The sequence below is a fragment of the Telluria sp. AZSoR62 genome (assembly GCF_058111565.1).
In genome coordinates, this window is the sequence record NZ_JBYTST010000005.1 from 67,977 (window position 1) to 93,184 (window position 25,208).

Annotated in this window: 24 protein-coding genes and 1 other RNA gene; 8 read left to right on the forward strand and 17 right to left on the reverse strand. The window is 63.1% G+C overall.

What is annotated here, in order from left to right; all coding sequences use genetic code 11:
- Nucleotides 1-20: 20 nt before the first annotated feature.
- From AC3XQU_RS09790 to gyrA, 15 genes are all read right to left on the reverse strand, one after another.
- Complete coding sequence (locus AC3XQU_RS09790) at nt 21-1,637, reverse strand: methyl-accepting chemotaxis protein (RefSeq protein ID WP_489873968.1); 1,617 nt, start codon at nt 1,635-1,637, stop codon at nt 21-23.
- Nucleotides 1,638-1,900: 263 nt separating this feature from the next.
- Nucleotides 1,901-2,266 carry a ComEA family DNA-binding protein gene (locus AC3XQU_RS09795; protein WP_489873969.1) on the reverse strand — a complete coding sequence of 122 codons (366 nt, stop codon included), beginning with the start codon at nt 2,264-2,266 and terminating at the stop codon, nt 1,901-1,903.
- A gap of 103 nt (nt 2,267-2,369) precedes the next feature.
- Nucleotides 2,370-3,347 carry a D-glycero-beta-D-manno-heptose-7-phosphate kinase gene (gene rfaE1, locus AC3XQU_RS09800; protein ID WP_489873970.1) on the reverse strand — a complete coding sequence of 326 codons (978 nt, stop codon included), beginning with the start codon at nt 3,345-3,347 and terminating at the stop codon, nt 2,370-2,372.
- Nucleotides 3,348-3,375: 28 nt separating this feature from the next.
- Nucleotides 3,376-4,551 carry a lipopolysaccharide assembly protein LapB gene (gene lapB / locus AC3XQU_RS09805; protein ID WP_489873971.1) on the reverse strand — a complete coding sequence of 392 codons (1,176 nt, stop codon included), beginning with the start codon at nt 4,549-4,551 and terminating at the stop codon, nt 3,376-3,378.
- A gap of 32 nt (nt 4,552-4,583) precedes the next feature.
- Complete coding sequence (locus tag AC3XQU_RS09810) at nt 4,584-4,889, reverse strand: LapA family protein (protein ID WP_171086261.1); 306 nt, start codon at nt 4,887-4,889, stop codon at nt 4,584-4,586.
- 162 nt (nt 4,890-5,051) lie between these two features.
- Nucleotides 5,052-5,357, reverse strand: coding sequence for an integration host factor subunit beta (locus tag AC3XQU_RS09815; protein WP_027864826.1), 306 nt, complete (start codon nt 5,355-5,357; stop codon nt 5,052-5,054).
- A gap of 19 nt (nt 5,358-5,376) precedes the next feature.
- A complete protein-coding gene (gene rpsA / locus AC3XQU_RS09820; RefSeq protein WP_489874181.1) occupies nt 5,377-7,053 on the reverse strand; it encodes a 30S ribosomal protein S1 in 1,677 nt (558 codons plus the stop codon).
- 384 nt (nt 7,054-7,437) lie between these two features.
- Nucleotides 7,438-8,100 carry a (d)CMP kinase gene (gene cmk / locus AC3XQU_RS09825; protein ID WP_489873972.1) on the reverse strand — a complete coding sequence of 221 codons (663 nt, stop codon included), beginning with the start codon at nt 8,098-8,100 and terminating at the stop codon, nt 7,438-7,440.
- A 46-nt stretch (nt 8,101-8,146) separates the two neighbouring features.
- Complete coding sequence (gene aroA / locus AC3XQU_RS09830; protein ID WP_489873973.1) at nt 8,147-9,478, reverse strand: 3-phosphoshikimate 1-carboxyvinyltransferase; 1,332 nt, start codon at nt 9,476-9,478, stop codon at nt 8,147-8,149.
- Nucleotides 9,475-10,377, reverse strand: coding sequence for a prephenate dehydrogenase (locus AC3XQU_RS09835; RefSeq protein ID WP_489873974.1), 903 nt, complete (start codon nt 10,375-10,377; stop codon nt 9,475-9,477). The genes aroA and AC3XQU_RS09835 overlap by 4 nt, the downstream gene beginning before the upstream one ends.
- Nucleotides 10,377-11,498 (reverse strand): histidinol-phosphate transaminase, encoded by a 1,122-nt coding sequence (gene hisC / locus AC3XQU_RS09840; protein ID WP_489873975.1) that lies wholly within the window; start codon nt 11,496-11,498, stop codon nt 10,377-10,379. The genes AC3XQU_RS09835 and hisC overlap by 1 nt, the downstream gene beginning before the upstream one ends.
- A 27-nt stretch (nt 11,499-11,525) precedes the next feature.
- Nucleotides 11,526-12,596, reverse strand: coding sequence for a prephenate dehydratase (gene pheA / locus AC3XQU_RS09845; protein ID WP_489873976.1), 1,071 nt, complete (start codon nt 12,594-12,596; stop codon nt 11,526-11,528).
- 91 nt (nt 12,597-12,687) lie between these two features.
- A complete protein-coding gene (serC, locus tag AC3XQU_RS09850) occupies nt 12,688-13,785 on the reverse strand; it encodes a 3-phosphoserine/phosphohydroxythreonine transaminase (protein ID WP_489873977.1) in 1,098 nt (365 codons plus the stop codon).
- Between the two features lie 22 nt (nt 13,786-13,807).
- A complete protein-coding gene (locus AC3XQU_RS09855) occupies nt 13,808-14,356 on the reverse strand; it encodes a DUF2059 domain-containing protein (protein WP_489873978.1) in 549 nt (182 codons plus the stop codon).
- A 106-nt stretch (nt 14,357-14,462) separates the two neighbouring features.
- Nucleotides 14,463-17,078, reverse strand: a complete 2,616-nt coding sequence (gyrA, locus tag AC3XQU_RS09860) for a DNA gyrase subunit A (RefSeq protein WP_489873979.1) — start codon at nt 17,076-17,078, stop codon at nt 14,463-14,465.
- Nucleotides 17,079-17,442: 364 nt separating this feature from the next.
- Here gyrA and ompA point away from each other — a divergent pair, with 364 nt between their 5' ends.
- The 4 genes from ompA (at nt 17,443) to AC3XQU_RS09880 (ending at nt 20,538) form a co-directional block, all read left to right on the forward strand.
- On the forward strand, nt 17,443-18,153 hold the full coding sequence (gene ompA, locus AC3XQU_RS09865) for an outer membrane protein OmpA (protein WP_489873980.1): 711 nt from the start codon (nt 17,443-17,445) through the stop codon (nt 18,151-18,153).
- A 135-nt stretch (nt 18,154-18,288) separates the two neighbouring features.
- Nucleotides 18,289-18,990, forward strand: a complete 702-nt coding sequence (gene ubiG / locus AC3XQU_RS09870; protein WP_489873981.1) for a bifunctional 2-polyprenyl-6-hydroxyphenol methylase/3-demethylubiquinol 3-O-methyltransferase UbiG — start codon at nt 18,289-18,291, stop codon at nt 18,988-18,990.
- A gap of 13 nt (nt 18,991-19,003) precedes the next feature.
- Nucleotides 19,004-19,711, forward strand: coding sequence for an HAD family hydrolase (locus tag AC3XQU_RS09875; RefSeq protein WP_489873982.1), 708 nt, complete (start codon nt 19,004-19,006; stop codon nt 19,709-19,711).
- A 128-nt stretch (nt 19,712-19,839) separates the two neighbouring features.
- Entirely contained in the window at nt 19,840-20,538 is a 699-nt protein-coding gene (locus AC3XQU_RS09880) for a glycine zipper 2TM domain-containing protein (protein WP_489873983.1), read from the forward strand.
- A gap of 36 nt (nt 20,539-20,574) precedes the next feature.
- Here AC3XQU_RS09880 and AC3XQU_RS09885 read toward each other — a convergent pair whose 3' ends face one another.
- A complete protein-coding gene (locus AC3XQU_RS09885) occupies nt 20,575-21,432 on the reverse strand; it encodes a class I SAM-dependent methyltransferase (protein WP_489873984.1) in 858 nt (285 codons plus the stop codon).
- A 161-nt stretch (nt 21,433-21,593) separates the two neighbouring features.
- Between AC3XQU_RS09885 and ssrA the strand changes: the two genes are divergently transcribed.
- The 4 genes from ssrA to AC3XQU_RS09905 all read left to right on the forward strand — a co-directional run bounded on the left by ssrA (nt 21,594) and on the right by AC3XQU_RS09905 (nt 23,999).
- Nucleotides 21,594-21,951: a transfer-messenger RNA gene (ssrA, locus tag AC3XQU_RS09890) on the forward strand.
- Nucleotides 21,952-22,468: 517 nt separating this feature from the next.
- Nucleotides 22,469-23,005, forward strand: a complete 537-nt coding sequence (locus AC3XQU_RS09895; protein ID WP_489873985.1) for a PAAR domain-containing protein — start codon at nt 22,469-22,471, stop codon at nt 23,003-23,005.
- A 38-nt stretch (nt 23,006-23,043) separates the two neighbouring features.
- A complete protein-coding gene (locus tag AC3XQU_RS09900) occupies nt 23,044-23,694 on the forward strand; it encodes a hypothetical protein (RefSeq protein ID WP_489873986.1) in 651 nt (216 codons plus the stop codon).
- The gene (locus AC3XQU_RS09905) at nt 23,691-23,999 is read left to right on the forward strand and encodes a hypothetical protein (protein ID WP_489873987.1); all 309 of its coding nucleotides are present in this window, start codon (nt 23,691-23,693) and stop codon (nt 23,997-23,999) included. Before AC3XQU_RS09900 ends, AC3XQU_RS09905 begins: the two co-directional genes overlap by 4 nt.
- A 528-nt stretch (nt 24,000-24,527) precedes the next feature.
- Here the strand turns inward: AC3XQU_RS09905 and AC3XQU_RS09910 are convergent.
- A complete protein-coding gene (locus AC3XQU_RS09910; protein ID WP_489873988.1) occupies nt 24,528-25,133 on the reverse strand; it encodes a type 1 glutamine amidotransferase domain-containing protein in 606 nt (201 codons plus the stop codon).
- Nucleotides 25,134-25,208: the final 75 nt, after the last annotated feature.

The following is a 25,208-nucleotide window of genomic DNA, read 5'->3' on the forward strand; positions in this document are numbered from 1 at the left end:
TATTCGCCGGATGGCCGGGCTCAGGCCGCCAGCGCCAGCCGTGCCGACGCGCTGGCCGGCTGCCGCGCCGCATCGAGGCGGAACACGCTCACCACCTGCGCCAGCTGCTCGGCCTCGGCTTCCAGGGCGGCGGCCGACGCCGTCGCCTGCTGCACCAGCACGGCGTTCTGGCGCGTGGCTTCGTCCATCTGGCCGATCGCGTCGTTGACCTGGCCGATGCCGGTGCTCTGCTCGGCGCTGGCGTGGGTGATGTCGGCCATGATGTCGGTGACGCGGCGCACCGAGCTGACGATGTCGTCCATCGTGGTGCCGGCTTCGTCGACCAGGCGCGCGCCGGCGTCGACGCGCTCGACCGAGCTGCCGATCAGTTCCTTGATCTCCTTGGCCGCTGCCGCCGAACGCTGCGCGAGGCTGCGCACTTCGGTGGCGACGACGGCAAAGCCGCGGCCCTGCTCGCCGGCCCGGGCCGCTTCCACGGCGGCGTTCAGCGCCAGGATATTGGTCTGGAAGGCGATGCCGTCGATGACGCCGATGATATCGACGATCTTCTTGGACGACGCATTGATCGAGGCCATGGTCTCGACCACCTGCGACACCACGGCGCCGCCGCGCAGCGCCACTTCCGAGGCCGATTCGGCCAGGGCATTGGCCTGGCGCGCATTGTCGGCGTTCTGGCGCACGGTGGCGGTGAGCTGCTCGACCGAGGCGGCGGTCGCCTCGAGCGTGCCGGCCTGGCGTTCGGTACGGCCCGACAGGTCGCGGTTGCCGTTGGCGATCTCGGTCGACACGCTGGCGATGCTCAGGGTGCCGTTACGGACCTGCTCGACGATGCCTACCAGGCTGTCGCGCATGCCCTTCATGGCGAACAGCAGGCTGGCCTGGTCGCTCGGCGCGGTCTCGATCTTCACACCCAGGTCGCCGGCGGCGATGGCGCCGACGATCGAGGCGGCGTAGTCCGGCTGGCCGCCGAGCTGGCGCAGCAGGCCGCGTGCGATATACCAGGCGCCCAGTGCGCCGGCCGCGATGGCGCCCACGCACAGCAGCACCATCCAGCCGAAGAAGCCGGACGCCACGGCGCGCGCGCCGGCGGCGTCATCGTTGTTCAGTTTTTCCTGCAGGTCGATGAAGCGGTTGATGCTGGCCAGCCAGTCCACGAAGGCAGGCGCCGCCTGCTGCGCCAGCAGCGCATTGGCTTCCTGCACCTGGCCTGCGGCCTGCAGCGCGGTGACGCGCTCGATCAAGGGCTTGGTGCGGCGTTCCTGGTCCTTGATTGCGGCCAGTGCGTCCTTCTCGGCCGGCGAGATTCCCTCGAGCTCACGGAACAGCTTGTCCATCGGCCCTGCCGAACGCGCGTAGTTCTCGTCGAGCGTCTTGATCAGGGCAGCCGGCGCAGCGGCGGCGGCCGCGTCGGCCGCCAGCACCACGTCGCGCAGGGCGATGGCCCGGTCGTGCACGCTGCCGCGGAAATTGATGGCGTAGCGCTGCTTGACGTTGTTGACGTCGTTGATCCGGTTGAGCGTCTGGTCGATCTGCCCGACACGGCTGATTGCCAGGCCGGTGAGGACGATCATCAGGAAGAATACGGCGCCGTAGCCGATTGCGAGGCGGGCGCCGATAGTCAGGGACTTCTTTGTCATGGCAGGTTGGTTGTTCGTGAATGGGTTGGCCTGAGGTTTAAATAGTTTCCAGGCGGCAAGCAAGAGAATAGCACGAACGTGAAATTATTGACGAATTCGTCAACAAAGTTGTTCAAATCCAACATGCCTCCCAATTATCGGCAGATCGAATTGGGCTAAAGTGACGAAATTGAGCGCCTCTTACCCAAACATTGCGATATCCGCGGGCCCTGTCCATAAAAAAAACCCGCGTCTCCGCGGGTTCGGGTTTGCTTCGTACACGCTTACATCGCTGCCTTCTGCTCCGCCGGCTTGCCCTTGGCGTCGCTCTTGGCCGAGGTTTTCTCGGCCTTGGCCGCGGCCGGCTTGGCCGCCGCGCCTTCCTTGGCCTTGCCGTTGACCTGCAGGCCGGCTTCGGACAGCTTCATGGCCTTCTTGTCGCCGACGCCCTTCACGCGCTGCTGGAAATCGGCCCAGTCCTTGAACTCGCCCTTGGCGCGTTCGTCGAGGATCATTTTCGACATGCTCGGGCCCACGCCCTTGACGCCGTCCAGCGCGGCCGCGTCGGCCTTGTTCACGTCCACCTGGGCGAAGGCGAAGCTGGTCGAGGCGACCAGGGCGGCGACAGCAAGCATCAGTTTCTTGATCATTGAATGGTTCTCCGTTGGTTTTCGCAGGATGGACGACGACGCCGCCCATCCCTGCACTAACGAAGCTGCCCGGCCGCCGTTGACGGCCTGGGTTTGACCAGGCTCAACCGGGGAACAGTTCCTCGCGGGTGACGGTCGCCGTGCCCAGCTTGCCGACCACGATGCCGCCGGCGCGGTTGGCCGTGGCCAGCGCTTCGGCCAGCGGCGCGCCCGCGCCCAGCATCGCGGCCAGGGTGGCAATCACGGTGTCGCCCGCGCCGGACACGTCGAACACTTCGCGCGCGTCGGCGTGCACGTGCAGCACTTCGTTCGCGCTGTACAGGCTCATGCCCTCTTCCGAGCGCGTCAGCAGCAAGGCGTCCAGGCCCAGCTCCTTGCGCAGGCCCTGGGCTTTCTCAAGCAGCTGCGCCTCGGTCTTCCAGGTGCCGACCACGCGCTGCAGCTCCGAGCGGTTCGGGGTCAGGATGGTGGCGCCCTGGTAGGGCGAGAAATCGTCGCCCTTGGGGTCGACCAGCACGATCTTGCCGGCCGCGCGCGCGGCCTTGACCATCTCGGCCACGTTCACCAGCGCGCCCTTGTTGTAGTCGGACATGATGATCACGTCGTAGTCGGGCAGCAGGGCCTTGAACTGGTCGAGCTTGTCGCGCAGGATGGTTTCGGTCGGGGCGTCCTCGAAGTCGATGCGCACCATCTGCTGCTGGCGGCCGATCACGCGCAGCTTGATGATGGTGGAGATCGCGTCGTCGCGTTTCAGGTAGCTGTGGATCGCGGCGCCCTTGAGGAGCTTCTCGACTTCGTCGCCCGCCTCGTCGTTGCCGGTCACGCCCAGCAGGCCCGTATGGGCGCCCAGCGCGGCGGCATTGCGCGCCACGTTGGCCGCGCCGCCCAGGCGCTCTTCGCGACGCTCGATGCGCACCACCGGCACCGGGGCTTCCGGCGAAATGCGCGAGACCTCGCCGAACCAGTAGCGGTCGAGCATGACGTCGCCGACCACCAGCAGGCGGACGCTCGAGAGTTGCGGGGCCGCCTGCTGGCGGAAGCTGTCAGCCGCCAGCAGGCGGCTCGGGGTCAGGTCGGTCATAAAGTCATTCAGGATGCGGCAAGCCGCATCAGTTCATCACGTTGAGTTCTTCGGTACGGCGCGGCGGGTAGGTCTCCCAGCGGCTGCAGCCCGGGCACTGCCAGTAGAACTGGCGCGCCTTGAAGCCGCAGTGGCTGCACTGGTAGCGCGCCAGCTTCTGGGTATAGCGCTGCACCAGGTTCTTCACCATCGACAGCTCTTCCCAGACGTGGGCCGGGGCGTCCATCAGGCGCGCTTCCAGCAGCTTGTCCAGGCCGAGCAGGGTCGGGTTGCGGCGCAGTTCCTCGATCACCAGGCCCTTGGCCGCTTCCACGCCGTCGAGTTCGATCACGGCCTTGAACACCACTTCGATCAGATCGATCGAGGATGCTTCGGCCAGGTAGGCGCGCAGCAGGTTGACGCCTTCCTGCGGGCGGCCGACCTTGCGGTAGCCGTCCATCAGGCGTGCGGCCACCAGGGCCACGTGCGGCACGCTCTGGTGCTCCACGCGGCGCCAGGTCATGATCGCGGCCTCCACGTCGCCCTGGGCCAGCTGGGCGTCGCCATACAGGATGGTGGCGCGCACGCTCGAGCGGTCGACCTGCAGGGCCTTGTCGAGCAGCTGCATGGCTTCGAACGGCTGCAGGTGCACGATGGCGTCCTGGGCCAGCTCGCAATAGAACTGGGAGATCTCTTTCTGGCGCGCGCCGGCGCCCGACTCCTGCAGGCCGACGGCAACGTCGATCGCGCGGCGCCATTCCTTTTCGCGCTGGTAGATTTCCAGCAGCGCGCGCCGCGCCGGCACCGCATAGGTGGTGTCGACCAGCAGGTTGAAGGTCTCTTCGGCGCGGTCGAGCAGGCCGGCCTTCAGGTAGTCCATGCCGAGTTCGTACTGGGCCTGGGCCTTCTGCTCGGCCGGCAGGTCGGGACGCGAGAGCAGGTTCTGGTGGACCCGGATGGCGCGCTCGGTCTCGCCGCGGCGGCGGAACAGGTTGCCGAGGGCGAAGTGCATGTCGGCCGATTCCGGGTCGAGCTTGACGATCTCGATGAAGGAGTCGATCGCCTTGTCCGGCTGGTCGTTGAGCAGGTGGTTCAGGCCCTTGAAATAGCCGCGCGGCAGGGAGCGCGATTCGGACACGATCTCATTGATGTCGACGCGGGCGGCGATCCAGCCCAGGCCGAAGAAAAAGGGGATGCCAAGCAGCATCCAGATTTCGAATTCCATATGTTCTTATTCTTTGTGGCGAGTAAGCAGGCTTACAGCGCCGGGTTCACGGCATCCGGCTGCGGCTGGGCGGCGCCGGTGCCGGCGGCGCTTTGCAGGGCCTGGATGGTGTTCTTGTGCTGCGAGGTCTGGCGGCGCTGGCGGAACACGGTCGGGGTCAGGGCCAGGATGCCGAGGGCTGCGCCGGCAATGAAGAAGGCCAGCAGCATCAGCACGAGCGGGCCGCGCAATTCATAGTTGAGGAAGAAATGCAGGTCGACTTCCTGGGTGTTCTTCAGGGCGAAGCCGAAGAACAGCACGAACAGGATGAAGCCGGCGATGGTCGAAACGAATTTCATCGGGAATGGCCGCTGGTTGAGTGCGCAATGGCGCAGTGTCGCATATCCAACATGATATTTCAAAAGGCGAGCTGGTGCCGGGCGGATGAGCCGATACGCAGGCACAAAAAAAACGGCATCCCCGAGGGGACGCCGTTCTTGCCTGCCAGCTCGCAGACGATTTCAGTCTTCGATGATCGGTTGCCCGACCATGGCGTCCACCCGCTCGCGCAACTGCTTGCCCGGCTTGAAGTGCGGCACCCGTTTTTCGGGCACCATCACCTTGTCGCCGGACTTCGGGTTGCGGCCGATGCGCGGAGGCCGGCTGTTCAGCGCGAAGCTGCCGAAACCACGGATCTCGATGCGCTGCCCGGTCGCCAGGGCGTTGGTCATCGCATCGAGGATGGTCTTGACGGCGAACTCCGCGTCTTTCGCCACCAGCTGGGAATAACGCTCAGCCAGTCGGTTGATCAGCTCGGACTTGGTCATCTGGTCGCCTCAAGGACTATTAGTTCTTGTTGTCGAACTTGGCCTTCAGCAGTGCGCCCAGGCTGGTGGTGCCGGTGGCAGCGCTGTTGTCGTTGGCCAGCTTGCTCATTGCTTCCTGGGTCTCGACATTGTCTTTCGCCTTGATCGACAGCTGGATGCTGCGAGCCTTGCGATCGATGTTGATGACCAGAGCTTCGACCTTGTCGCCCACTTTCAGGTGGGTGCCAGCGTCTTCCACGCGGTCACGCGAGATTTCCGAAGCGCGCAGGTAGCCTTCGACTTCATCGCTCAGGGCGATCACGGCGCCTTTTGGCTCAACCGATTTCACGGTGCCGGTGACCAGGGTGCCCTTGTCGTTCAGCGACGAGAAGTTGTTGAACGGGTCGCCTTCCAGCTGCTTCACGCCCAGCGAGACACGCTCGCGCTCGACGTCGATTGCCAGGACCACGGCTTCCAGCTCGTCGCCCTTCTTGAAGCGACGCACGGCTTCTTCGCCGGCTTCGGTCCACGACAGGTCCGACAGGTGGACCAGGCCATCGATGTTGCCTGGCAGGCCGATGAAGACGCCGAAGTCGGTGATCGACTTGATCGAACCCTTGACCTTGTCGCCCTTCTTGTGGGTGACGCCGAAGTCGTCCCATGGGTTCGCCTTGCACTGCTTCATGCCCAGCGAAATACGGCGACGCTCTTCGTCGATTTCCAGGACCATGACTTCCACTTCGTCGCCCAGCTGGACAACCTTGTTTGGAGCCACGTTCTTGTTGGTCCAGTCCATCTCCGACACGTGCACCAGGCCTTCGATGCCCTGCTCGACTTCGACGAACGCGCCGTAGTCGGTGAGGTTGGTGACTTTACCGAACAGGCGGGTGCTCTGTGGGTAACGACGCGACAGGCCGGTCCAAGGATCGTCGCCCAGCTGCTTGACACCCAGCGAGACGCGGTTCTTTTCCTGGTCGTACTTGAGGACCTTGGCGGTGATTTCCTGGCCAACCGACAGCACTTCCGACGGGTGACGCACGCGACGCCATGCCAGGTCGGTGATGTGCAGCAGGCCGTCGATGCCACCCAGGTCCACGAACGCGCCGTAGTCGGTGATGTTCTTGACGACGCCGGTAACCACGGTGCCTTCTTTCAGGGTTTCCATCAGCTTCTGGCGCTCTTCGCCCATCGAAGCTTCGATGACGGCGCGGCGCGACAGCACGACGTTGTTACGCTTGCGGTCGAGCTTGATGACCTTGAATTCCAGGGTCTTGCCTTCGAACGGGGTGGTGTCCTTGACCGGACGGGTGTCGACCAGCGAACCCGGCAGGAATGCGCGGATGCCGTTGGTCAGGACGGTCAGGCCGCCCTTGACTTTACCGTTGACGGTACCGGTGACGATCTCGCCCGATTCCATTGCTTTTTCCAGGGCCAGCCACGATGCCAGGCGCTTGGCCTTGTCGCGCGACAGGATGGTATCGCCGAAACCATTTTCCAGCGATTCGATGGCCACGGAAACGAAATCGCCAACAGCGACTTCCAGTTCGCCCTGGTCATTCTTGAATTCTTCGATTGGGATGAAGGCTTCCGACTTCAGGCCAGCGTTGACGATCACGAAGTTGTGATCCAGACGAACGACTTCAGCGGAGATGACTTCGCCCGAACGCATGTCTTGACGCGACAGCGATTCTTCAAACAGGGCGGCAAAGCTTTCCATACCGGTTGCTTCGGTGGTTGCAGTAGACATAAAGGTTATTACTCGAGTGAGCCCAGCAGGCCGGCGATAATGCGGACTGAACTGGGGTTAGGTTGAAACACACCTGCGAGCACGGAATTGTGTTCGCAGGCACCCTACGCGGACGATGTGCTGTGGTTGGGGGTGATGTGCCAGGAGCATGAACTTCCGCCACCTGTCATATTCGCCACCTGCCCCGGCACGTCGTCCCGGCGCAAGCCGGGACCCAAGTTACTGTGCGTTTCCCGCGGCGATGACTCGAGCCAACGATGACGCAACAAGCTTGGATTCCGGCCTTCGCCGGAATGACGGTCTGAAAGCTAGCTACTCTTTCAAACCGCCATTTCAGAACTTTTCAAGACAAAACTACGCATCCGCATACCACGCCAGGACCTGCTCGACTGCTTCCGCAGCCGTCATGTTCGAGGTATCGAGGAGATGCGCATCTGCCGCGGGGACCAGCGGGGCGACTGCGCGATGCGTGTCGCGCTCGTCTCGCGCCTGCAAATCCGCCAGCAGATCGTCCATATTAGCAGAAATTCCTTTGTCAATCAATTGCTTATACCTGCGCTCGGCACGTGCCTTGACGCTTGCGGTCAAGAAAACTTTTAACTTCGCGCCGGGAAAGATGACGGTGCCCATGTCGCGCCCGTCGGCCACCAGGCCGGGAGCTTCCCGGAAGCCCAGCTGCAGTGCGAACAGCGCCTGGCGCACGGTCGGCAGCGCGGCGATTTTCGATGCCATGTTGCCAACTTCCTCGGCGCGGATGGCCGCCGTCACGTTCTCGTTGTTCAGGAAGATGTCGCCGCCGTTGAAGCGCGCGGGCAGGTGCTCGGCCAGCTTGGCGATGCCGTGCTCGTCGCGCAGCTCCAGGCCGCGGCGCAGCGCCTGCAGGGCGGTCAGGCGGTACAGGGCGCCCGAATCGAGCAGGTGAAAGCTCAGGCGCTCGGCGACTTTCGATGCGACCGTGCCCTTGCCCGAAGCAGTGGGCCCGTCGATGGCGATGACAGGAATAGGATTGTTCGGCATAGGGAGGGTGTGTTGTGGGCGGCAGGCCGCCCACAGGTTAATGGAATTAAAACAACTCGTTCTTGGCGATGCCGGCGAAGGCTTCGAAATATTCCGGGAAGGTCTTGGCCACGCACTTCGGGTCGTTGATGCGCATCGCGTTGCCGCGCCGCGCCTTGCCGTCCAGCGAAGCGAGCGAGAAGCACATCGCCATCCGGTGGTCGTCATAGGTGTCGATGGTGGCCGGCTTCAACTGCTCGGGCGGGGTGATGCGGATGTAGTCCGGCCCCTCCTCCACCTCGGCGCCCACCTTGCGCAGCTCGGTCGCCATCGCGGCCAGGCGGTCGGTTTCCTTCACGCGCCAGCTGGCGATATTGCGCAGCGTGCTCGGGCCGTCCGCATACAGCGCGGCCACGGCAATCGTCATCGCGGCATCGGGAATATGGTTGAAGTCGGCGTCGATGGCTTTCAGGACGCCATTCGAGCGCGCCTCGATCCAGTTCTCGCCGCGGGTGACAATCGCGCCCATGCGCTCGAGCGCATCGGCAAAGCGCACGTCGCCCTGGATGCTGTGCTCGCCCACGCCTTCGACCCGCACCGGCCCGCCGCCGATCGCGCCGGCCGCCAGAAAGTACGACGCCGACGAGGCGTCGCCCTCGACGTGGATGCTGCCCGGCGAGGTGTAGCGCTGGCCCGGATGAACCGTAAACGAGGCCCAGCCGTTCTGCTCCACCGTCACGCCGAAGCGGCGCATCAGGTTCAGGGTGATCTCGATATAGGGCTTGGAAATGAGCTCGCCCACCACGTCGATCGACACCGCGTGGGTCGTGGCCATCAGGGGCGCGGCCATCAAGAGCGCGGTCAGGAACTGGCTCGACACATTGCCGCGCACCGCCATGCGGTGGGCCGTGATGTGGCCGCGGCGGATGCGCAGCGGCGGGAAGCCCGCTTCGCCGGTGTACTCGATCTGGGCGCCCACTTCGTTCAGGGCTTCCACCAGATCCTTGATGGGCCGTTCGTGCATGCGCGAGACGCCATGCAGGGTGTAGTCGCCGCCGATCACGGCCAGGGCCGCGGTGAGCGGCCGGATCGCGGTGCCGGCATTGCCCATGAAGAGGTCCGCCTCGTGCACCGGCAGCACCCCGCCGTTGCCATGCACAATCACGGTGCGCTCGTCGACCTCGTCCCATTTGATGCCCAGCGAGCGCAGCGCGCCCAGCATCACCATGGTGTCATCCGAGGCCAGCAGGTCGTGGATCGTGGTCGTGCCTTCGGATAGCGCCGCCAGCAGCAGCGTGCGGTTCGAAATGCTCTTGGAGCCCGGCAGGCGCACCGATCCTTCGACGTGGATGACCGGCTCCAGGTCGATATGTTCGGGGTAGTGTTTAGACTGCGTCATTCTGTGTCCTGATGGTGCGGCGGGGGCGAGCCGGCCTCGATCGCCTCGATCCATTCGCGCCGCGCGCGCTGCGCGTTGGCGTAAACGGCTTCGAGACCGGGACCGTCGGCGGCTGCTAGGGTAGCCCGCAATGTCGTTAATTGTGCCAGATAAGCATCGAGCTCGTGGAGCAAGGCGTCGCGGTTGGCCAGGCTGATGTCGCGCCACATCTCGGGCGAGGACCCCGCGATGCGCGTGAAGTCGCGAAAGCCGCTGGCGGCATACTGGAACAGCATGCCGGCGTGCGGTTTGCCAGCGATGTCGTCCACCAGCGCATAGGCCAGCAAATGCGGCAGGTGGCTCACCGCCGCGAACACGCGGTCGTGGTCCTGGGGACTCAAGGTATGGACGAGCGAGCCGCACAGGCGCCAGGCGCCGGCGACGCGCTCGACATCGGCGGCGGCGTTTTCCGGCAAGGGCGTAAGCACGGTCTTCTTGCCGCGGTACAGGCCCGCCATTGCCGCATCGGGGCCGTTCGACTCGCTGCCGGCGATCGGGTGGCCCGGCACGAACTGGCGCACGCGCTCGCCCAGCGCCGTGCGCGCCGCCGCCACCACGTCGCACTTGGTGCTGCCGGCGTCGGTGATGAGTGTCGATGGCTCGAGGTAAGGCAGGAGCGAATCCAGGATGGCGCCGGTCTGCCCCACCGGTGCTGCCAGCAGCACCAGGTCGGCGCCGCGCATGGCTTGCTCGGCACTAGCGCAGACTTCATCGACGATGCCCAGTTCCAGGGCCCGCGCCATCGCCTCCGGCGACCGCCCCAGGCCAGCAACGGTGCGCACCGCGCCGGCCTGTTTCAGCGCCAGCGCGAACGAGCCGCCGATCAGGCCGACGCCGACGATGACGAGCCGTTCGATCATCAAGCCTGCGCGCTCGCGCCTGTCAGCGCTCGCTTCAGCGCTGCGATGAAGGTGGCGTTTTCCTGCGGCAGGCCGATCGAGATGCGCAGCCATTGCGGCAGGCCGTAGTTGCCGACCGGGCGCACGATCACGCCCTGCTTGAGCAGCGCCAGGTTCACGCGCGCGCCGGCGGCATCGTCGCTGCCGACCTTCACCAGCACGAAGTTGCCGAACGAGGGCACGTATTCCAGGCCCAGCTCCTCGAAAGCGGCGACCATCTGCCGGTAGCCCTCGGCATTGTTGCGGGCGCCCTTGTCCAGGAATGCCTTGTCGTTGAGCGCGGCGATCGCGGCGGCCTGCGCCAGCGAGTTCACGTTGAAGGGCTGGCGGATGCGGTTCATCAGGTCGGTCACCGTAGGCTGGGCGATGGCGAAACCCACGCGCAGGCCGGCCAGGCCATAAGCTTTCGAGAAGGTGCGCGACACCACCAGGTTCGGATACTTGCGCACCCAGCTGCTGGACTCGAACTGGTGTTCCGGCGCCAGGTATTCGTTATAGGCTTCGTCCAGCACCACGACCACGTTGGCCGGTACCTTGTCCAGGAAGGCTTCGATCTGCGCAGCCGAAATAAAGGTGCCGGTCGGGTTGTTCGGGTTGGCGACGTAGACCAGGCGGGTGTCGGATTCGATTGCCGCGGCCATCGCATCCAGGTCGTGGCCGTATTGCTTGGCCGGGACCACGATCGCGCGTCCGCCCACGCCTTGCGTGGCCAGCGCATACACGGCAAACGAATACTGCGAGTACACCACCGACTCGCCTTTTTGCACAAAGGCGTGGGCGGCGATTTCAAGGATGTCGTTGCTGCCGTTGCCCAGGGTGATCCATTCGGCTGGCACGTCGTAGCGGGCCGACAGCGCGGCCTTGAGCTCGAAGCCGTTGGCGTCCGGGTAGCGGCCGAGGTCGGCGGCCGCCTGCGCCATCGCGGCGCGGCTCGATTCGGGCACGCCGAACGGGTTCTCGTTCGAGGCCAGCTTGACGATATTGGCTTCGTCGAGGCCGAACTCGCGGGCCACTTCAGCGATGGGTTTGCCGGCCTGGTAAGGGGCGATGGCGCGAACGTAATCTGGACCGAATTGGGACATGGGATTCTCGAAAAATAGTAAAAGGGTTCAGAGGCTTTGCGGGTAGGAGCCCAGCACCTTGAAGAAGGCGGCATTGTCTTTCAGCTCGGCCAGGGCGCGCGCGACTGGCGCGTCGATCACATGGCCTTCGATGTCGACATAAAAATAGTATTCCCAGGTGCCGATGCGCGCCGGGCGCGACTCGAAACGCGTCATCGACACGCCGTGTCTCGCCAGCGGCGCCAGCAGGTTGTAGACGGCGCCGGCCTTGTTCGGCACGGCCAGCACGACCGAGGTATGGTCGCGGCCCGACGGGCCGGTCTGCAGGCTCCCGATCACGGCGAAGCGGGTGCGGTTGTGCGGGTCGTCCTGGATATGCGCCTGCACTACCCCCAACTGGTACTGCTCGCCCGCCATCTCGCTGGCGATCGCGGCAACCGTCGGATCCTTGCTCGCCAAAATCGCGGCTTCCGCATTGGACGCCACGGCGCGGCGTTCGATGCCGGGATGGTGCAGGTTGAGCCAGACCTGGCACTGGGCCAGCGCCTGCGAGTGCGCGCAGACGACCGTCACGCCATCCATCGAGCCGGTTTTCGTCATCAGGCTGTGGTGGACGGGGATGGAAATCTCGCCGCTGATGACGGTGGTGGTGGCCAGCATCAGGTCCAGCGTGCGGTTGATCGCGCCTTCGGACGAATTCTCGACCGGGACCACGCCGAAGTCGGCAGTGCCCGCCTCGGTGGCGCGGAAGACTTCGTCGATCGACACGCAGGGCAGCGTCTCGATGGCGGTGCCGAACTGCTGGAACACGGCCTGCTCGCTGAAGGTGCCGGACGGGCCGAGATACGCCACCGTGACGCGCTTTTCCAGCGCGCGGCAGGCCGACATGATCTCGCGGAAGATGGTCTGGACGTCCTGGTCCTTCAGCGGACCCGGGTTGCGCTCGGCCACGCCGCGCAGCACCTGGGCTTCGCGTTCGGGGCGGAACACCGGGGCATTGGTTTCGGCCTTGACGTGGCCGACCTCTTGCGCGACGCGGCCGCGCCGGCTCAAGAGGTCCAGGATTTGCGCGTCGATCGCATCGATCTGTTCGCGCAGGGGGGTGAGTTTTTCGGACATGTGGTTCAACCAGAAATCGGGCGTTGAGTGATGCGCGGCGGCGCAGGCGTTCGTCGAACGCGCGGCCGGCATTGCCGGCCGCCCTGCTGCCTTATCGTCCCGCGAATTCGTTCAAATAATCGACGAGGGCTTGCACCCCCTCGAGCGGCATCGCGTTGTAGATCGATGCCCGCATGCCGCCGACGGACTTGTGGCCCTTCAGTTGCAGCAGCCCGCGCGCCTTCGCGCCGGCCAGGAATGGGTCGTTCAGGGATTCGTCGCGCAGGAAGAACGGTATGTTCATGCGCGAACGGTATTCCGGCGCCACGCGATTCTGGTAAAAATCGTCGGCGTCCAGCGCCGCGTACAGCAGGCGCGCTTTCTCGATATTGATCTGTTCCATCGCCGCCACCCCGCCCTGGCGCTTCAGGTGGGCGAACACCAGCCCGGCGATATAGATCGCATAGGTCGGCGGCGTGTTGAACATCGACTCGTGCTCGGCCACCGTCTTGTAGTGGAAGGCCGAGGGGCAGTCCGGCAGCGCGTCGTCCAGCAGGTTGTCGCGCACGATCACGATGGTCAGGCCGGCCGGGCCGATGTTCTTCTGGGCGCCGGCGTAGATCACGCCGTATTGCGAGACGTCGATTTGCCGCGACAGGATGTGCGAGGACATGTCGGCCACGATCGGCAGGCGCGGATCGACCCTGGGCACGAAGTTGTACTCGACGCCGTCGATGGTCTCGTTGGTGCAGATGTGCAGGTAGGCCGCGCCGGGGGTCAGGCGCCAGCTTTCCTGCGGCGGCACCGCGGTGAAACCGCCCGCTTCGCCGGAAGCGGCGATGTTGACGTTGGCGTAGCGCTTCGCTTCCTTGATCGACTTGCCCGACCAGGTGCCGGTATGGACGAAGTCGATGGTGGCTGGCTGGCCGCAGCAGCCGGCCAGGTTCATCGGGACGATGGCGTTCTGCGCCAGTCCCCCGCCCTGCATGAACAGGATCTTGTAGTTGGCCGGGACCGCGAGCAGTTCGCGCAGGTCGGCCTCGGCCTGCTGGTAGATCGAGACGAATTCCGGACCGCGGTGGCTCATCTCCATCACCGACATGCCGCTGCCGTGCCAGTCGAGCATCTCGGCAGCGGCTTGTTGCAGCACTTCCTTCGGAAGCACGGCCGGGCCGGCCGAGAAGTTAAAGATCTGCGTGGGTTGGGCCATGCGGCGGTCCTTTTCTTAGGCGTTACGGTTTCTGTGCGTCCTGCATCACATCTTGCATCAACTTGCCCAGGCGCGGGGTGACGACACGCTGGCCGATGGCCATGCCTTCGGCCGAAAGCTTGGGGGCCAGCGTCATCATCTTGCGGCCTACCGGGGTCTGGTAGAAGGCGGTCAGCTGCTTGATCTCGGCAATCGTGTAGTTGTTGGCGTAGAGCGGCACCATTTCGGTGATCATCTCGTCGATCAGGGCCGGGTCGCTGAAAATCTTGCTTACTGCCTGGGACACGCCAGGGAGCATCTTCTCGACTTTGGCCGCGGCGTCCTTCTTCTGCTCGGCGCCCAGCTTGGGGTCGGCCTGGATCATGGCGATCGCCTGCTGGCGCATGATGGCCGGCATGGCCTTCTGCATCTCGGCGGCCATGGCGTTCATGTTCTTGCGCATCTCCATCGCCTCGAGCATGGCCTTCACGGCAGCGGTGGCCTGCGGGTCGGCGCCGGGCGCGGCCAGGGCGAACGATGGGAGGACTGCGAAAGCGGCACTGGCAGCCAGGGCGAGGACAAGCTTCTTCATTGGATTGGTGCGGGCCGGTACGCCCTGTATGAGGTCATGCGCGGCAGGCTTACCAGGCCTGGCGATAAAAAAACGGGCCGCGTCGATGCGGCCCGTCTTGATGCTGTTACTCAGGCGCCTGTTCGAGCTCGACCTCTTCGAGGTCGGTCTCGACGATGCGCTGCAGGCCGGACAGCTTGGTGCCGTCTTCCACGGCGATCAGGGTCACGCCCTGGGTCGCGCGGCCCATCTCGCGGATCTCCGACACACGGGTGCGGATCAACACGCCGCCGGTCGTGATCAGCATGATCTCGTCCGTGGTATCGACCAGCGTGGCGGCGACCACCTTGCCGTTACGCTCGGAGGTCTGGATCGCGATCATGCCCTTGGTGCCGCGGCCGTGGCGGGTGTACTCCGTGATCGGGGTACGCTTGCCGAAGCCGTTCTCGGTTGCCGTGAGCACCGACTGCTGCTCGTTCTCGGCCACCAGCAGCGCGATGACCTGCTGCCCTTCTTCCAGGTTCATGCCGCGCACGCCGCGCGCGGTACGGCCCATCGGGCGCACGTCGTTCTCGTCGAAGCGCACTGCCTTGCCGCCGTCCGAGAACAGCATCACGTCGTGCTGGCCGTCGGTGAGGGCCGCGCCGATCAGGAAGTCGCCTTCGTCCAGGTCGACGGCGATGATGCCGGCCTTGCGCGGGTTGGAGAAGTCGCGCAGCGGCGTCTTCTTGACCGTGCCGAGCGAGGTCGACATGAACACGTAGTGGTCTTCCGGGAAGGTCCGGTTCACGCCCGACAGCGGCAGGATGACCGTGATCTTCTCGTTGTCCTGCAGCGGGAACATGTTGACGATTGGTTTACCGCGCGAGTTGCGCGAGCCCTGCGGCACTTCCCATACCTTCAGCCAGTACATGCGGCCGCGGTTGCTGAAGCACAGCATGTAGTCGTGGGTGTTGGCGATGAACAGCTGGTCGATCCAGTCTTCGTCCTTGGTCGCCATCGCCTGCTTGCCACGGCCGCCGCGCTTCTGGGCGCGGTATTCGGCGATCGGCTGCGACTTCATGTAGCCGGTGTGCGAGAGCGTGACCACCATGTCCTGCGGGGTGATCAGGTCTTCGGTTTCCAGGTCGCTGGCATTGTGCTCGATGACCGAACGGCGGGTGTCCTTGCCGTTCTCGGCGTAGTCGCTCTTGATCTGCACCATCTCGTCGCTGATGATCGTCGTGACGCGCTCGGGGCGGGCCAGGATGTCCAGCAGGTCGGCGATGTGGGTCATCACTTCCTTGTACTCGTTGACGATCTTGTCCTGCTCCAGACCCGTCAGGCGCTGCAGGCGCATCTGCAGGATTTCCTGGGCCTGCTCGTCGGACAGCTTGTACAGGCCATCCGGCTGCATGCCGTAGTGCTTCGGCAGGTGCTCGGGACGGAAGGCCTCGATGCCGCCGGCGCCGGCGGTCTCGGTGCGGCCCAGCATCTCGCGCACCAGGGACGAATCCCAGGCCTGCTGCATCAGCTCTACTTTTGCTACCGGCGGGGTCGGCGCGGCCTTGATGATGGCGATGAAGTCGTCGATGTTGGCCAGCGCGACGGCCAGGCCTTCGAGCATGTGGCCGCGCTCGCGCGCCTTGCGCAGCTCGAACACGGTGCGGCGGGTGACCACTTCGCGGCGGTGCGACAGGAAGCACTCGAGCATCTGCTTGAGGTTCAGCAGCTTCGGCTGGCCATTGACCAGCGCCACCATGTTCATGCCGAAGGTGTCCTGGAGCTGGGTCTGCTTGTACAGGTTGTTCAGCACCACTTCCGGCACTTCGCCGCGTTTCAGTTCGATGACCACGCGCATGCCGGACTTGTCCGACTCGTCGCGGATGTCGCTGATGCCCTCGAGCTTCTTGTCGCGCACGTTCTCGGCGATGCGCTCGAGCAGCGACTTCTTGTTCACCTGGTACGGCAGCTCGTCGATGATGATCGCGATGCGGCCGCCATCCTTGCCATATTCCTCGAAGTGGGTCTTGGCGCGCATCACCACGCGGCCGCGGCCGGTGCGGTAACCGTCGCGCACGCCCGAGACGCCGTAGATGATGCCGGCGGTCGGGAAGTCCGGCGCCGGGATGATCTCGATCAGCTCGTCGATCGTGCAGTCCGGGTTGCGCAGCAGGTGCTGGGCGCCGTTGATGATCTCGGACAGGTTGTGCGGCGGGATATTGGTCGCCATGCCCACAGCGATGCCCGACGAACCGTTGATCAGGAGGTTGGGGATCTTGGTCGGCAGGACGGTCGGCTCTTTTTCCTTGCCGTCGTAGTTCGGCTGGAAGTCGACCGTGTCCTTGTCGATGTCGGCCAGCAGTTCGCTGGCGATCTTATCCAGGCGGCACTCGGTGTAGCGCATCGCCGCGGCGCTGTCGCCGTCGATCGAGCCGAAGTTGCCCTGCCCGTCCACCAGCGTGTAGCGCAGCGAGAAGTCCTGGGCCATGCGCACCAGCGTGTCGTAGATCGACGCGTCGCCGTGCGGGTGGTACTTACCCATGGTATCGCCAACCACGCGCGCGCACTTCACATACGGGCGGTTGAAGTTGTAATTGCTCTCGTGCATGGAGTACAGCACGCGGCGGTGCACCGGCTTGAGGCCGTCGCGCACGTCCGGCAAGGCTCGCCCCACGATCACGCTCATCGCGTAGTCGAGGTAGCTCTTGCGCATTTCTTCTTCTAAGGAAATGGGAACTGTTTCTTTTGCGAATTGATCCATTGGGCGGGTCGACTGCTTTCAGGCTGATGGTTATGTTTACTAACTCGTGATTCTACCATGCACCTCTTATTGCCAGCACAATTCCTCTACAACTGGAGGGAGCCAGGCGAGCCTTCCAGTATTGTCGATACGGACATAGTGCTTTTGACCCAATGTTGCGGTAAAACAACGTGCTAGAGAAATATGCATGAAGTTTGATTTAGGTGCAGTCGTACGATTTTGGTCCGTGTGGCAAAATGGACAGGAAATTAATTGTTTGTTTCACAATGCGAAACTGACCACAGCTGTGGCGTGTTAGTATCTTGACCACAACGCCCCGCTGCATAACGCATTGCCGCACGGAATTCACCGAAAGGAAAAGAATATGAATAAACTGGCAACCCTCCTGCTGCTCGCCTCGGCCCTGGCAGGCAACGCGTTTGCACAAAGCGCGCCGCCGTACGCTCCGCTGACCACCGACATCAAGGCCCGCACCCCGCACAGTGCCTATGTCCAGGACAGCCGCGGCGTGATTGCCCGCAATCCTTTTGGCCTGTGCTGGCGTACCGGCTACTGGACCCCGGCCGATGCCGTGCCGGGCTGCGACGCGCCGATCTGCGTGCCGCCAGAAAAGCTGGAAAACGGCAAGTGCGTCGCCCCACCGCCACCGCCGCCACCTGCCGTCGTCGAGCAGGCGCCTGCCCCGGCACCTGCACCGGCGCCAGTGCCGACCTCGGAAAAAGTGTCGTACTCGGCTGACGCCTTCTTCGATTTCGACAAGGCCGTGCTCAAGCCAGCCGGCAAGGCGGCACTGGACGACCTGAGCGCGAAGCTGGGCGACATGAACCTGGAAGTCATCATTGCCGTCGGCCACACCGACTCGATCGGCACCGACGCCTATAACCAGAAGCTGTCGATCCGCCGCGCTGAAGCCGTCAAGACTTACCTGAAGGGCAAGGGCGTGGAAGAAAACCGCATCTACACCGAAGGCAAGGGCGAAAAGCAGCCGGAAGCCAGCAACAAGACCGCGAGCGGCCGCGCCAAGAACCGCCGTGTGGAGATCGAAGTCGTCGGTACCCGTACCGTCAACAAGTAATCCCGGCAGCTGTGCCACAAGCCCCGCTTCGGCGGGGTTTTTTTTCGCGGATCGGTCCCGATCTTGTCCGGAAAGCAGCGACAAATTTTCCGTGCGCCATCTCGTCACGCCCCGCATTTCCAGTATGATCCGCCTATGACTACGAACGCAGACCCTTTAGAAATCCAGAAATTCAGCGAGCTGGCCCACCGCTGGTGGGACCCGACGTCCGAATTCCGTCCGTTACATGAAATCAACCCGCTGCGCCTGGAGTGGATCAATGCGCGCGCCCCGCTGCTGGGCAAGAACGTGATCGACATCGGCTGCGGCGGCGGCGTGCTGTCCGAAGCGATGGCGCGCAAGGGCGCCAAGGTCACCGGCATCGACCTGTCGAAAAAGGCTTTGAAGGTCGCCGACCTGCACAGCCTGGAGTCCGGCGTCGAGGTGCGCTACAAGCACATCGCGGCCGAAGAAATGGCCGATGCAGAAGCCGGCCAGTTCGACGTCGTCACCTGCATGGAAATGCTCGAGCACGTGCCGGACCCGGCCTCGATCGTGCAGGCCTGCGCCAAGCTGGTCAAACCCGGCGGCCACGTGTTCTTCTCGACCCTGAACCGCAATCCGAAGTCCTACCTGTTTGCCGTCATCGGCGCGGAATACATCCTGCGCATGCTGCCGCGTGGCACCCACGATTATGGCAAGTTCATCACGCCGGCCGAGCTGTCGCAATACGCGCGCCTGGCCGGGCTGCAGGTCGACGGCCTGAAAGGCCTGACCTACAATCCGCTCACCAAGATCTATTCGCTCAACAACGACACCGATGTGAACTACATGGTGGCGTGCAGCAAACCTCTCTGATCCGGTTTCTCCCATGACTCTCCCGACCGTCCTGCCGGCACCGCGTGCCATCCTGTTCGACCTCGATGGCACGCTGGCCGACACCGCGCCCGACCTCGCGGCCGCCGTCAACTGGCTGCGTACCGAACGCGGCCTGGAGCCTACCCCGTATGCGGTGTTGCGCCCCACGGCCTCGGCCGGCGCGCGCGGCATGATCGGCGCCGCCTTTGGCCTGGGCCCGGGCGACGAGGGCTATGAAGAGCTGCGCCTGCAGTGGTTCGACCGCTACCAGGACCACATGGCCGTGCACAGCAGCTTGTTCGGCGGCATTGTCGAGCTGCTGCAGGGCATCGAGCAGGCCGGCATGGCCTGGGGCGTGGTCACCAACAAGCCGGCGCGCTTTACCGATCCCCTGATCCCGCAGATCGGCCTGGCGCACGCCGGCTGCATCGTCTCGGGCGACACCACGCCGCGCGCCAAGCCGCACCCGGATCCCCTGCTCGAAGGCGCGCGCCGCCTCGGCGTCGATCCGCAGCATTGCTGGTACGTGGGCGACGACAAGCGCGACATCGAAGCAGGCCAGGCCGCGGGCATGGTCACGGTCGCTTGCAACTGGGGCTATTGCGGCAGCATCGAACCGTCCACCTGGGGCGCCGACTACCTGCTCGACACCCCGACAGACCTGCTGCAAACCCTGCGCACCGTGGTGGAAACCGCACGCCTGGCCGAGAACGCGGCCTGATTCTCCGAGCGGGCCGCCCGGCTCGCTTACATCTCATTACGATTGATACAGGGTTCGGTCTATCTCCGGGTCGAGCCTGCAAGTAATCTACTCCCATACGACAACACATTGTCTTCTAGGAGCAGAGCATGGAAACCACCGCACGCCTCAACCGCATTCATCCCCTGATGGCCGCCGCCGCCGCATCGGTCGTGATCGTCAGCCTGACCGGCGCCGCCGCCATCACCGGCCTGCTGCCGACCTCGAACAGCGCCCCCGATACCCAGGCAGCCCAGGCCGCCCTGGCAGCGAACCAGGCTTACAACTACCAGCAGCCAGGCATGGTCCCGATGACCAACGCCCAGGGCCAGGTGGTGATGGTGCCGGCAGCAGCCGTGCAAGGCCAGGTGGGCGCCCCGCTGGCAGCCCATCAGGTGACGCCTCAGATGGCGATGCAACTGGCCGCGGGCAACCAACCCTACCCGCAGATGGCGATGCCGCTGGCAGGCCAGCAGGTCGCCTACACGCAGCCGGCAGCCCAGCCAGCGCCGGTGGTGGTGAAGGAAGTGATCAAGGAAAAGCCGGTGGTGCGCGTGGTCGAGAAGACCCGCGTGGTGCACCATCACCACACTCCGAAGGCCAGCCGCGCCAGCGAGCCGCGCTACTATGCGCAGCAGCCTGCCCCGGCGCCAAGCCAGCCTAACTACATCGGCATCGGCACCGGCGCCGTGATCGGCGGCCTGATCGGCAACCAGGTCGGCGGCGGCAACGGCAAGAAGCTCGCCACCGTGGCCGGCATCATCGGCGGCGGCTACCTCGGCAACGAGATCGCCAACCGCAACCGCTAAGCGGCACTGCCCTTCCCCCAAAAACCGCAGGCGCGATCAGCCTGCGGTTTTTTTTCGGAAAATGCAGACGATGATGTCGCTCGGGAAGATGCGCAGCACGGGAATCGCGCACAGGATGGCAAGGTATTGCACCCACAGCGACAGCGGCGACACGTTGCCCGCGCAGCTCAGGCGCTCGCGCAAGCCCTTGGCGCGCAGGGCCGGCAGCTCGGCGCTGTCGACCAGTTTGAAACCGCGGCCCGCGACCAGTTGCGACAGGTTGTGCGGGCTGAAGTAATGTACATGGGGCGACGGCAGGTCTTTCTGCCACAGGCGCTCGAAGGGCGTGCGCCAGCCCATACGGGCGATGACTTTTGACAACTGGTAAAAAAATCCGCGGCTGCTGGGCAGGTTGAGGATCAGGATGCCCTCGTCGTCCAGCCGCTGACGGCAGGCCTCGAGGGCGCTGCCGATGTCCGGGATGTGTTCGATGACGTCGTTGAAGACGATCACGTCGAAACGTTCGTCGTCGCGCAAGACATCCGGGAAGAAGCCGGCCCTTACCGGCAGGCCACGCGCCGCGGCGCGCGAACCGACCACCGCGTCGGGCTCGACGCCGAGCACGTCGAAATCCTCGCGCGCGGTTTCCAGGAACCAGCCATGGGCGCTGCCCACATCGAGCAGCCGCTTCGCGCCTGGGTGCGCATGGCGCTTGGCATACTGGACGATCGCCCGGAAATTCTCGAGCCGCAGGGCTTTCAGACCCGCTTCGCGTTCGGCCTCGTTGACCTCGGGACCGGTGTGTTCGTTGATCGCTACAGAGAGCGCCGCGCTTTCATAGCGGCAGGCTGGACAGGTCGCATGCCAGGCCGCGAGCCCTGCCGTTTGACGATTACCGCAGACGATACAGACCATTGCCATTCCTTGTCGAAAGAACACATGCAGACCGTGTAACCCGACCATGATATGGCAGTTTTGACATGCTTTGAGCATAACTTCGGACCACTTGACATCCGCCGCGATATGCGCCGAAGCGCTGCATGCGCAGACAAATTGGAGTACAATGGAAGTTCGTTGGGGGCGACCTGGTTTCGACGTGGGTTGCGAAGCAGCGCAGGGCATACCGAGGACTGGTTACCTCGTAAATACATCCAGAAAATCAATAACTGCAAACGATAACTCGTACGCACTCGCAGCTTAATTGCTGCTAGCTCTACAACACCTCGCCCCTGGGGTGGCCGCAAGGCAGTAGAGTCATTTACAGGGGCTCGCAGTAGGCTGGGTTACTTAGTCGACTGTTAAATAATAGGTAACTCGCTTGTACAAAGGGTGCACATCCCCGTTGTCCAGGTTAAATTAATTGATAGTGCTAAGTATGTAGAACTGTCTGTAGAGTGCTTGCGGACGCGGGTTCGATTCCCGCCGCCTCCACCAACGTATCCAAAAAAACCGCCTCGGCGGTTTTTTTTCGCCTGCGCAAATGGCGGCGGGGATCGAACCCGCGGGACGCGGGGGATTTCCGGGAATTCGGGGAGCACTGCTCCCCGCCGGAAATCCGACTTGCGCTTGCAAGCGCAAGGCTCTCCGATTCGCCTGACCAGGGGCAAGCGCGCAGCGCTTGCCTTCCCCCCACGTATCCAAAAAAACCGCCTCGGCGGTTTTGTTCGCCCACGCCCACTGCGGCGCGAGGAAACTGCGAGACGCTGCGGATTCGCGTGCGCTAGCCTCGCGCCTCGCAGTGAAGCGCTCATGTTGGAAGCACAGAACCTACACCCTGCCGATGCCGCCCTGCCATCCGGCAGGAGTTCAACCGACACGCAAAACAACCACCAGAAATCAACGCTTCCTTGATCACCAACGGTGTCACTCGACATTTCCCCAAAGCCGTCAAAGGTGCTGTCCCTGCCCTCCACTACATTAAGCATCTCATCCAGGTAGAGAGGAGCTGCGCATGAACATCGTCGGATGGATCCGCACGGGCGACCAGGCAGCCTGCGGCGGTACGGTGGCCGAGGGCGAACCGACGTTCACGCATGAGGGACGAGCCTTCTCCTTCCAGGGCGCGAAAATGTCCTGCCAAAAAAACTGTGTGATTGCCGAAGGATTTTCTGGCTCGATACTCACCAACTCTCGCTGTCGGGTCCTGCACGGCATGAAGACCGCGGCAGGCTGCCCCCTTCTCTCTACCCTCAACGGCCGGGACGGCATCAGCCAGGCATCCGGCGAAGCGCCGCCCGTGCGATTTGTAAAGAACGAGTCAGGGGAATGGGCAGGCAAGACCAATGAAGGATACGACCAGCATTTCCTGCTACGTGACCAGCAAACTGATGAACCTCTGCCGAATCGTCATTACCGTCTCACTTTCAATGGGCAAACGATCGAAGGAAAAACTGACGCGGACGGAAAAACCGCCAAGGTCGCAGCCGATGACCCATCCGAAGTGTCGATCGAAATAATGCCCGAGGGATACAGCGGAGCAGCTGTATGAGACCCGGGCCGGTTTCATATACCACGGCGAAAGCTGCGATGACATTGAAATCTGACACTACGCCCATCACGATCAAGGTTAATAAGCCGCGAGGAACAATCTATTGGGGCGGAGCAGGATTGGATGGCCCATATATTTCCGATCAGCTTGCTGCGTTACAAACTGTCGGCATTCAACATGTTTTTCGAGGAACCAGAACTTATAGCATGCCGGTCGACTCCATACGTTCAGGCCTGAGCGTCCGGTACCGGGATAGCCCGATCGACGAAGACTGGCATATTCACGGAATGGAAGATAATGCTGCTTCGCAGTTCAATATGGTAGGCTATTCCTACGGAAGTCTGGTCGCCGCCCAGACGGCTCAGTTTTATGCCCACAACGGGCATATCGTCGACCATTTGATTCTCGTTGCTAGCCCAATCGATAGAGAGTTTCTGGAACTCTTAAAGAAGCAAAGAAATATCAAAAAGATTGTCGTCAAAGACCTCAAGGAGCATGGAGACCCAATATACGCGGGAATCCCACAGGTTCCGCTTTTGCTTTCTGTACCCCTCCTCTACCGCCAGATGAGGAAAACCAAGAATAGCGGCGAGGGAACCGGTCATTTCTACTACGCGAGCCCAAGTACAGATGGATCGAGAAGAAGGCTCGATCTAGCGAAATTCATCTACAGCCACGGACTCAGATGAATACGAAGTTTGCACTAAAGGCAGTTGGCATAGCCTTGGCCTCCGTGAGCTTCGTGCTGCAATTTTACGTCGTATTGGTTGTCGTATCCGAGCTGTTTACCTTTGGAAGTGTAGGTTTTCCTTCAGGGCTCGCATACGGCGCAAGTCTGCCATTCTCATTGACTACTTATTTAAGCGCGTGGGCAATCATGTATAGCGCGCGTATTGAAATTGCCCTGAAAAAAATTCACGCAATATTCTTTGGCTCGCACGTTTTTATATGGCTTTGCATGTTTTCCTTTCCCGGCACATTTGCTCCGCAATAAAGCACCCATTCGGCACCACGAGGTTTTCCGTGAAAAGCTGCAGCTTGCTTGATATATCAACCTGATAAATGCGGCTCTTGCCGAATGCAACTCGGGAGGATTCTTGCGCAAGACAATATTCAGCTTCGTGAGGCTATCGATTACAGCCCGAATGATCAGACACATGTTGATCATAGGGCTAGTCGCGCCAATGCTGTTCATCAGTCTAGGATGTCAAACCCGCGCGCTGTATTTCGTCGCGCATGACAGCTTGCAACCGGCAAAGTCCATTTTGGCGCCGTGTTCGCATTCATCGCAAGCCTGCCCCTATCCGTACCGGCATATCTCGTTGCGAGCGCGGTTGTTCACCACACCAGAGCTGCTTTTCCCCAAATTCAACATCTCGTCGGCTTGACGCTATCTGCTCAGTTCTGTACCGAAAGTTCATCTTAGAAAGTGTTTCGTAACTGAAAACAGCAAACGCGCACCACAAACAACATGGCGTCCGGTTTCCCAAGACGCCATTGACACGACTGACAGAGCGGCAGCCTACGACGTCGGCCCCGGATCCGACCCCGCCAGCTGCATCACCATCAACTCCTTCATCAGCGCATCGTTAAACGCCGGAATGTCGGCCGGCTTGCGGCTCGTGATCAGCTTGCCGTCCACCACCACTTCGTCATCGGTCCACTCGGCCCCCGCGTTGACGAAGTCATCCTTGATTTCCGGATAGCTGGTCAGGTGCTTGGATTCGGCAATGCCGGCATCGATCAGCAGCCAGGGACCGTGGCAGATCGCGGCGATCGTCTTGTCCGCCTCGTCGAAGGCCTTCACAAAAGCGATCGCTTCCGGCATCTGGCGCAATCGCTTGGGGTTTTCCTCGCCGCCCGGCAGCAGCAGCGCGTCGAAGTCGGCAGGGTCGGCCTGCGCGAGGCTCAGCTCCACCCTGAACCGGTCGCCCTGCTGGTCGTGGTTCATGCCCTGGACTTCCTCGCCGGCCTGCTTCGGCGAAATCAGGGTGACCTGCACGCCCTTCTGCTCGAGGAAACTGCGCGGGCCGGTGTATTCGACCTGCTCGACGCCATCGGTCATCAGGACCGCCACGCGCCGTCCCTTCAGGTCTTTTTCGCTCACCAGGTCTGCTTCTTCACCCATATATCCTCCTGTCGGTGTCATTCAATCGTTAGAAACGATTGTAGGTCGCCCGCCTTGCAGGCGTCGCGCGCAAGA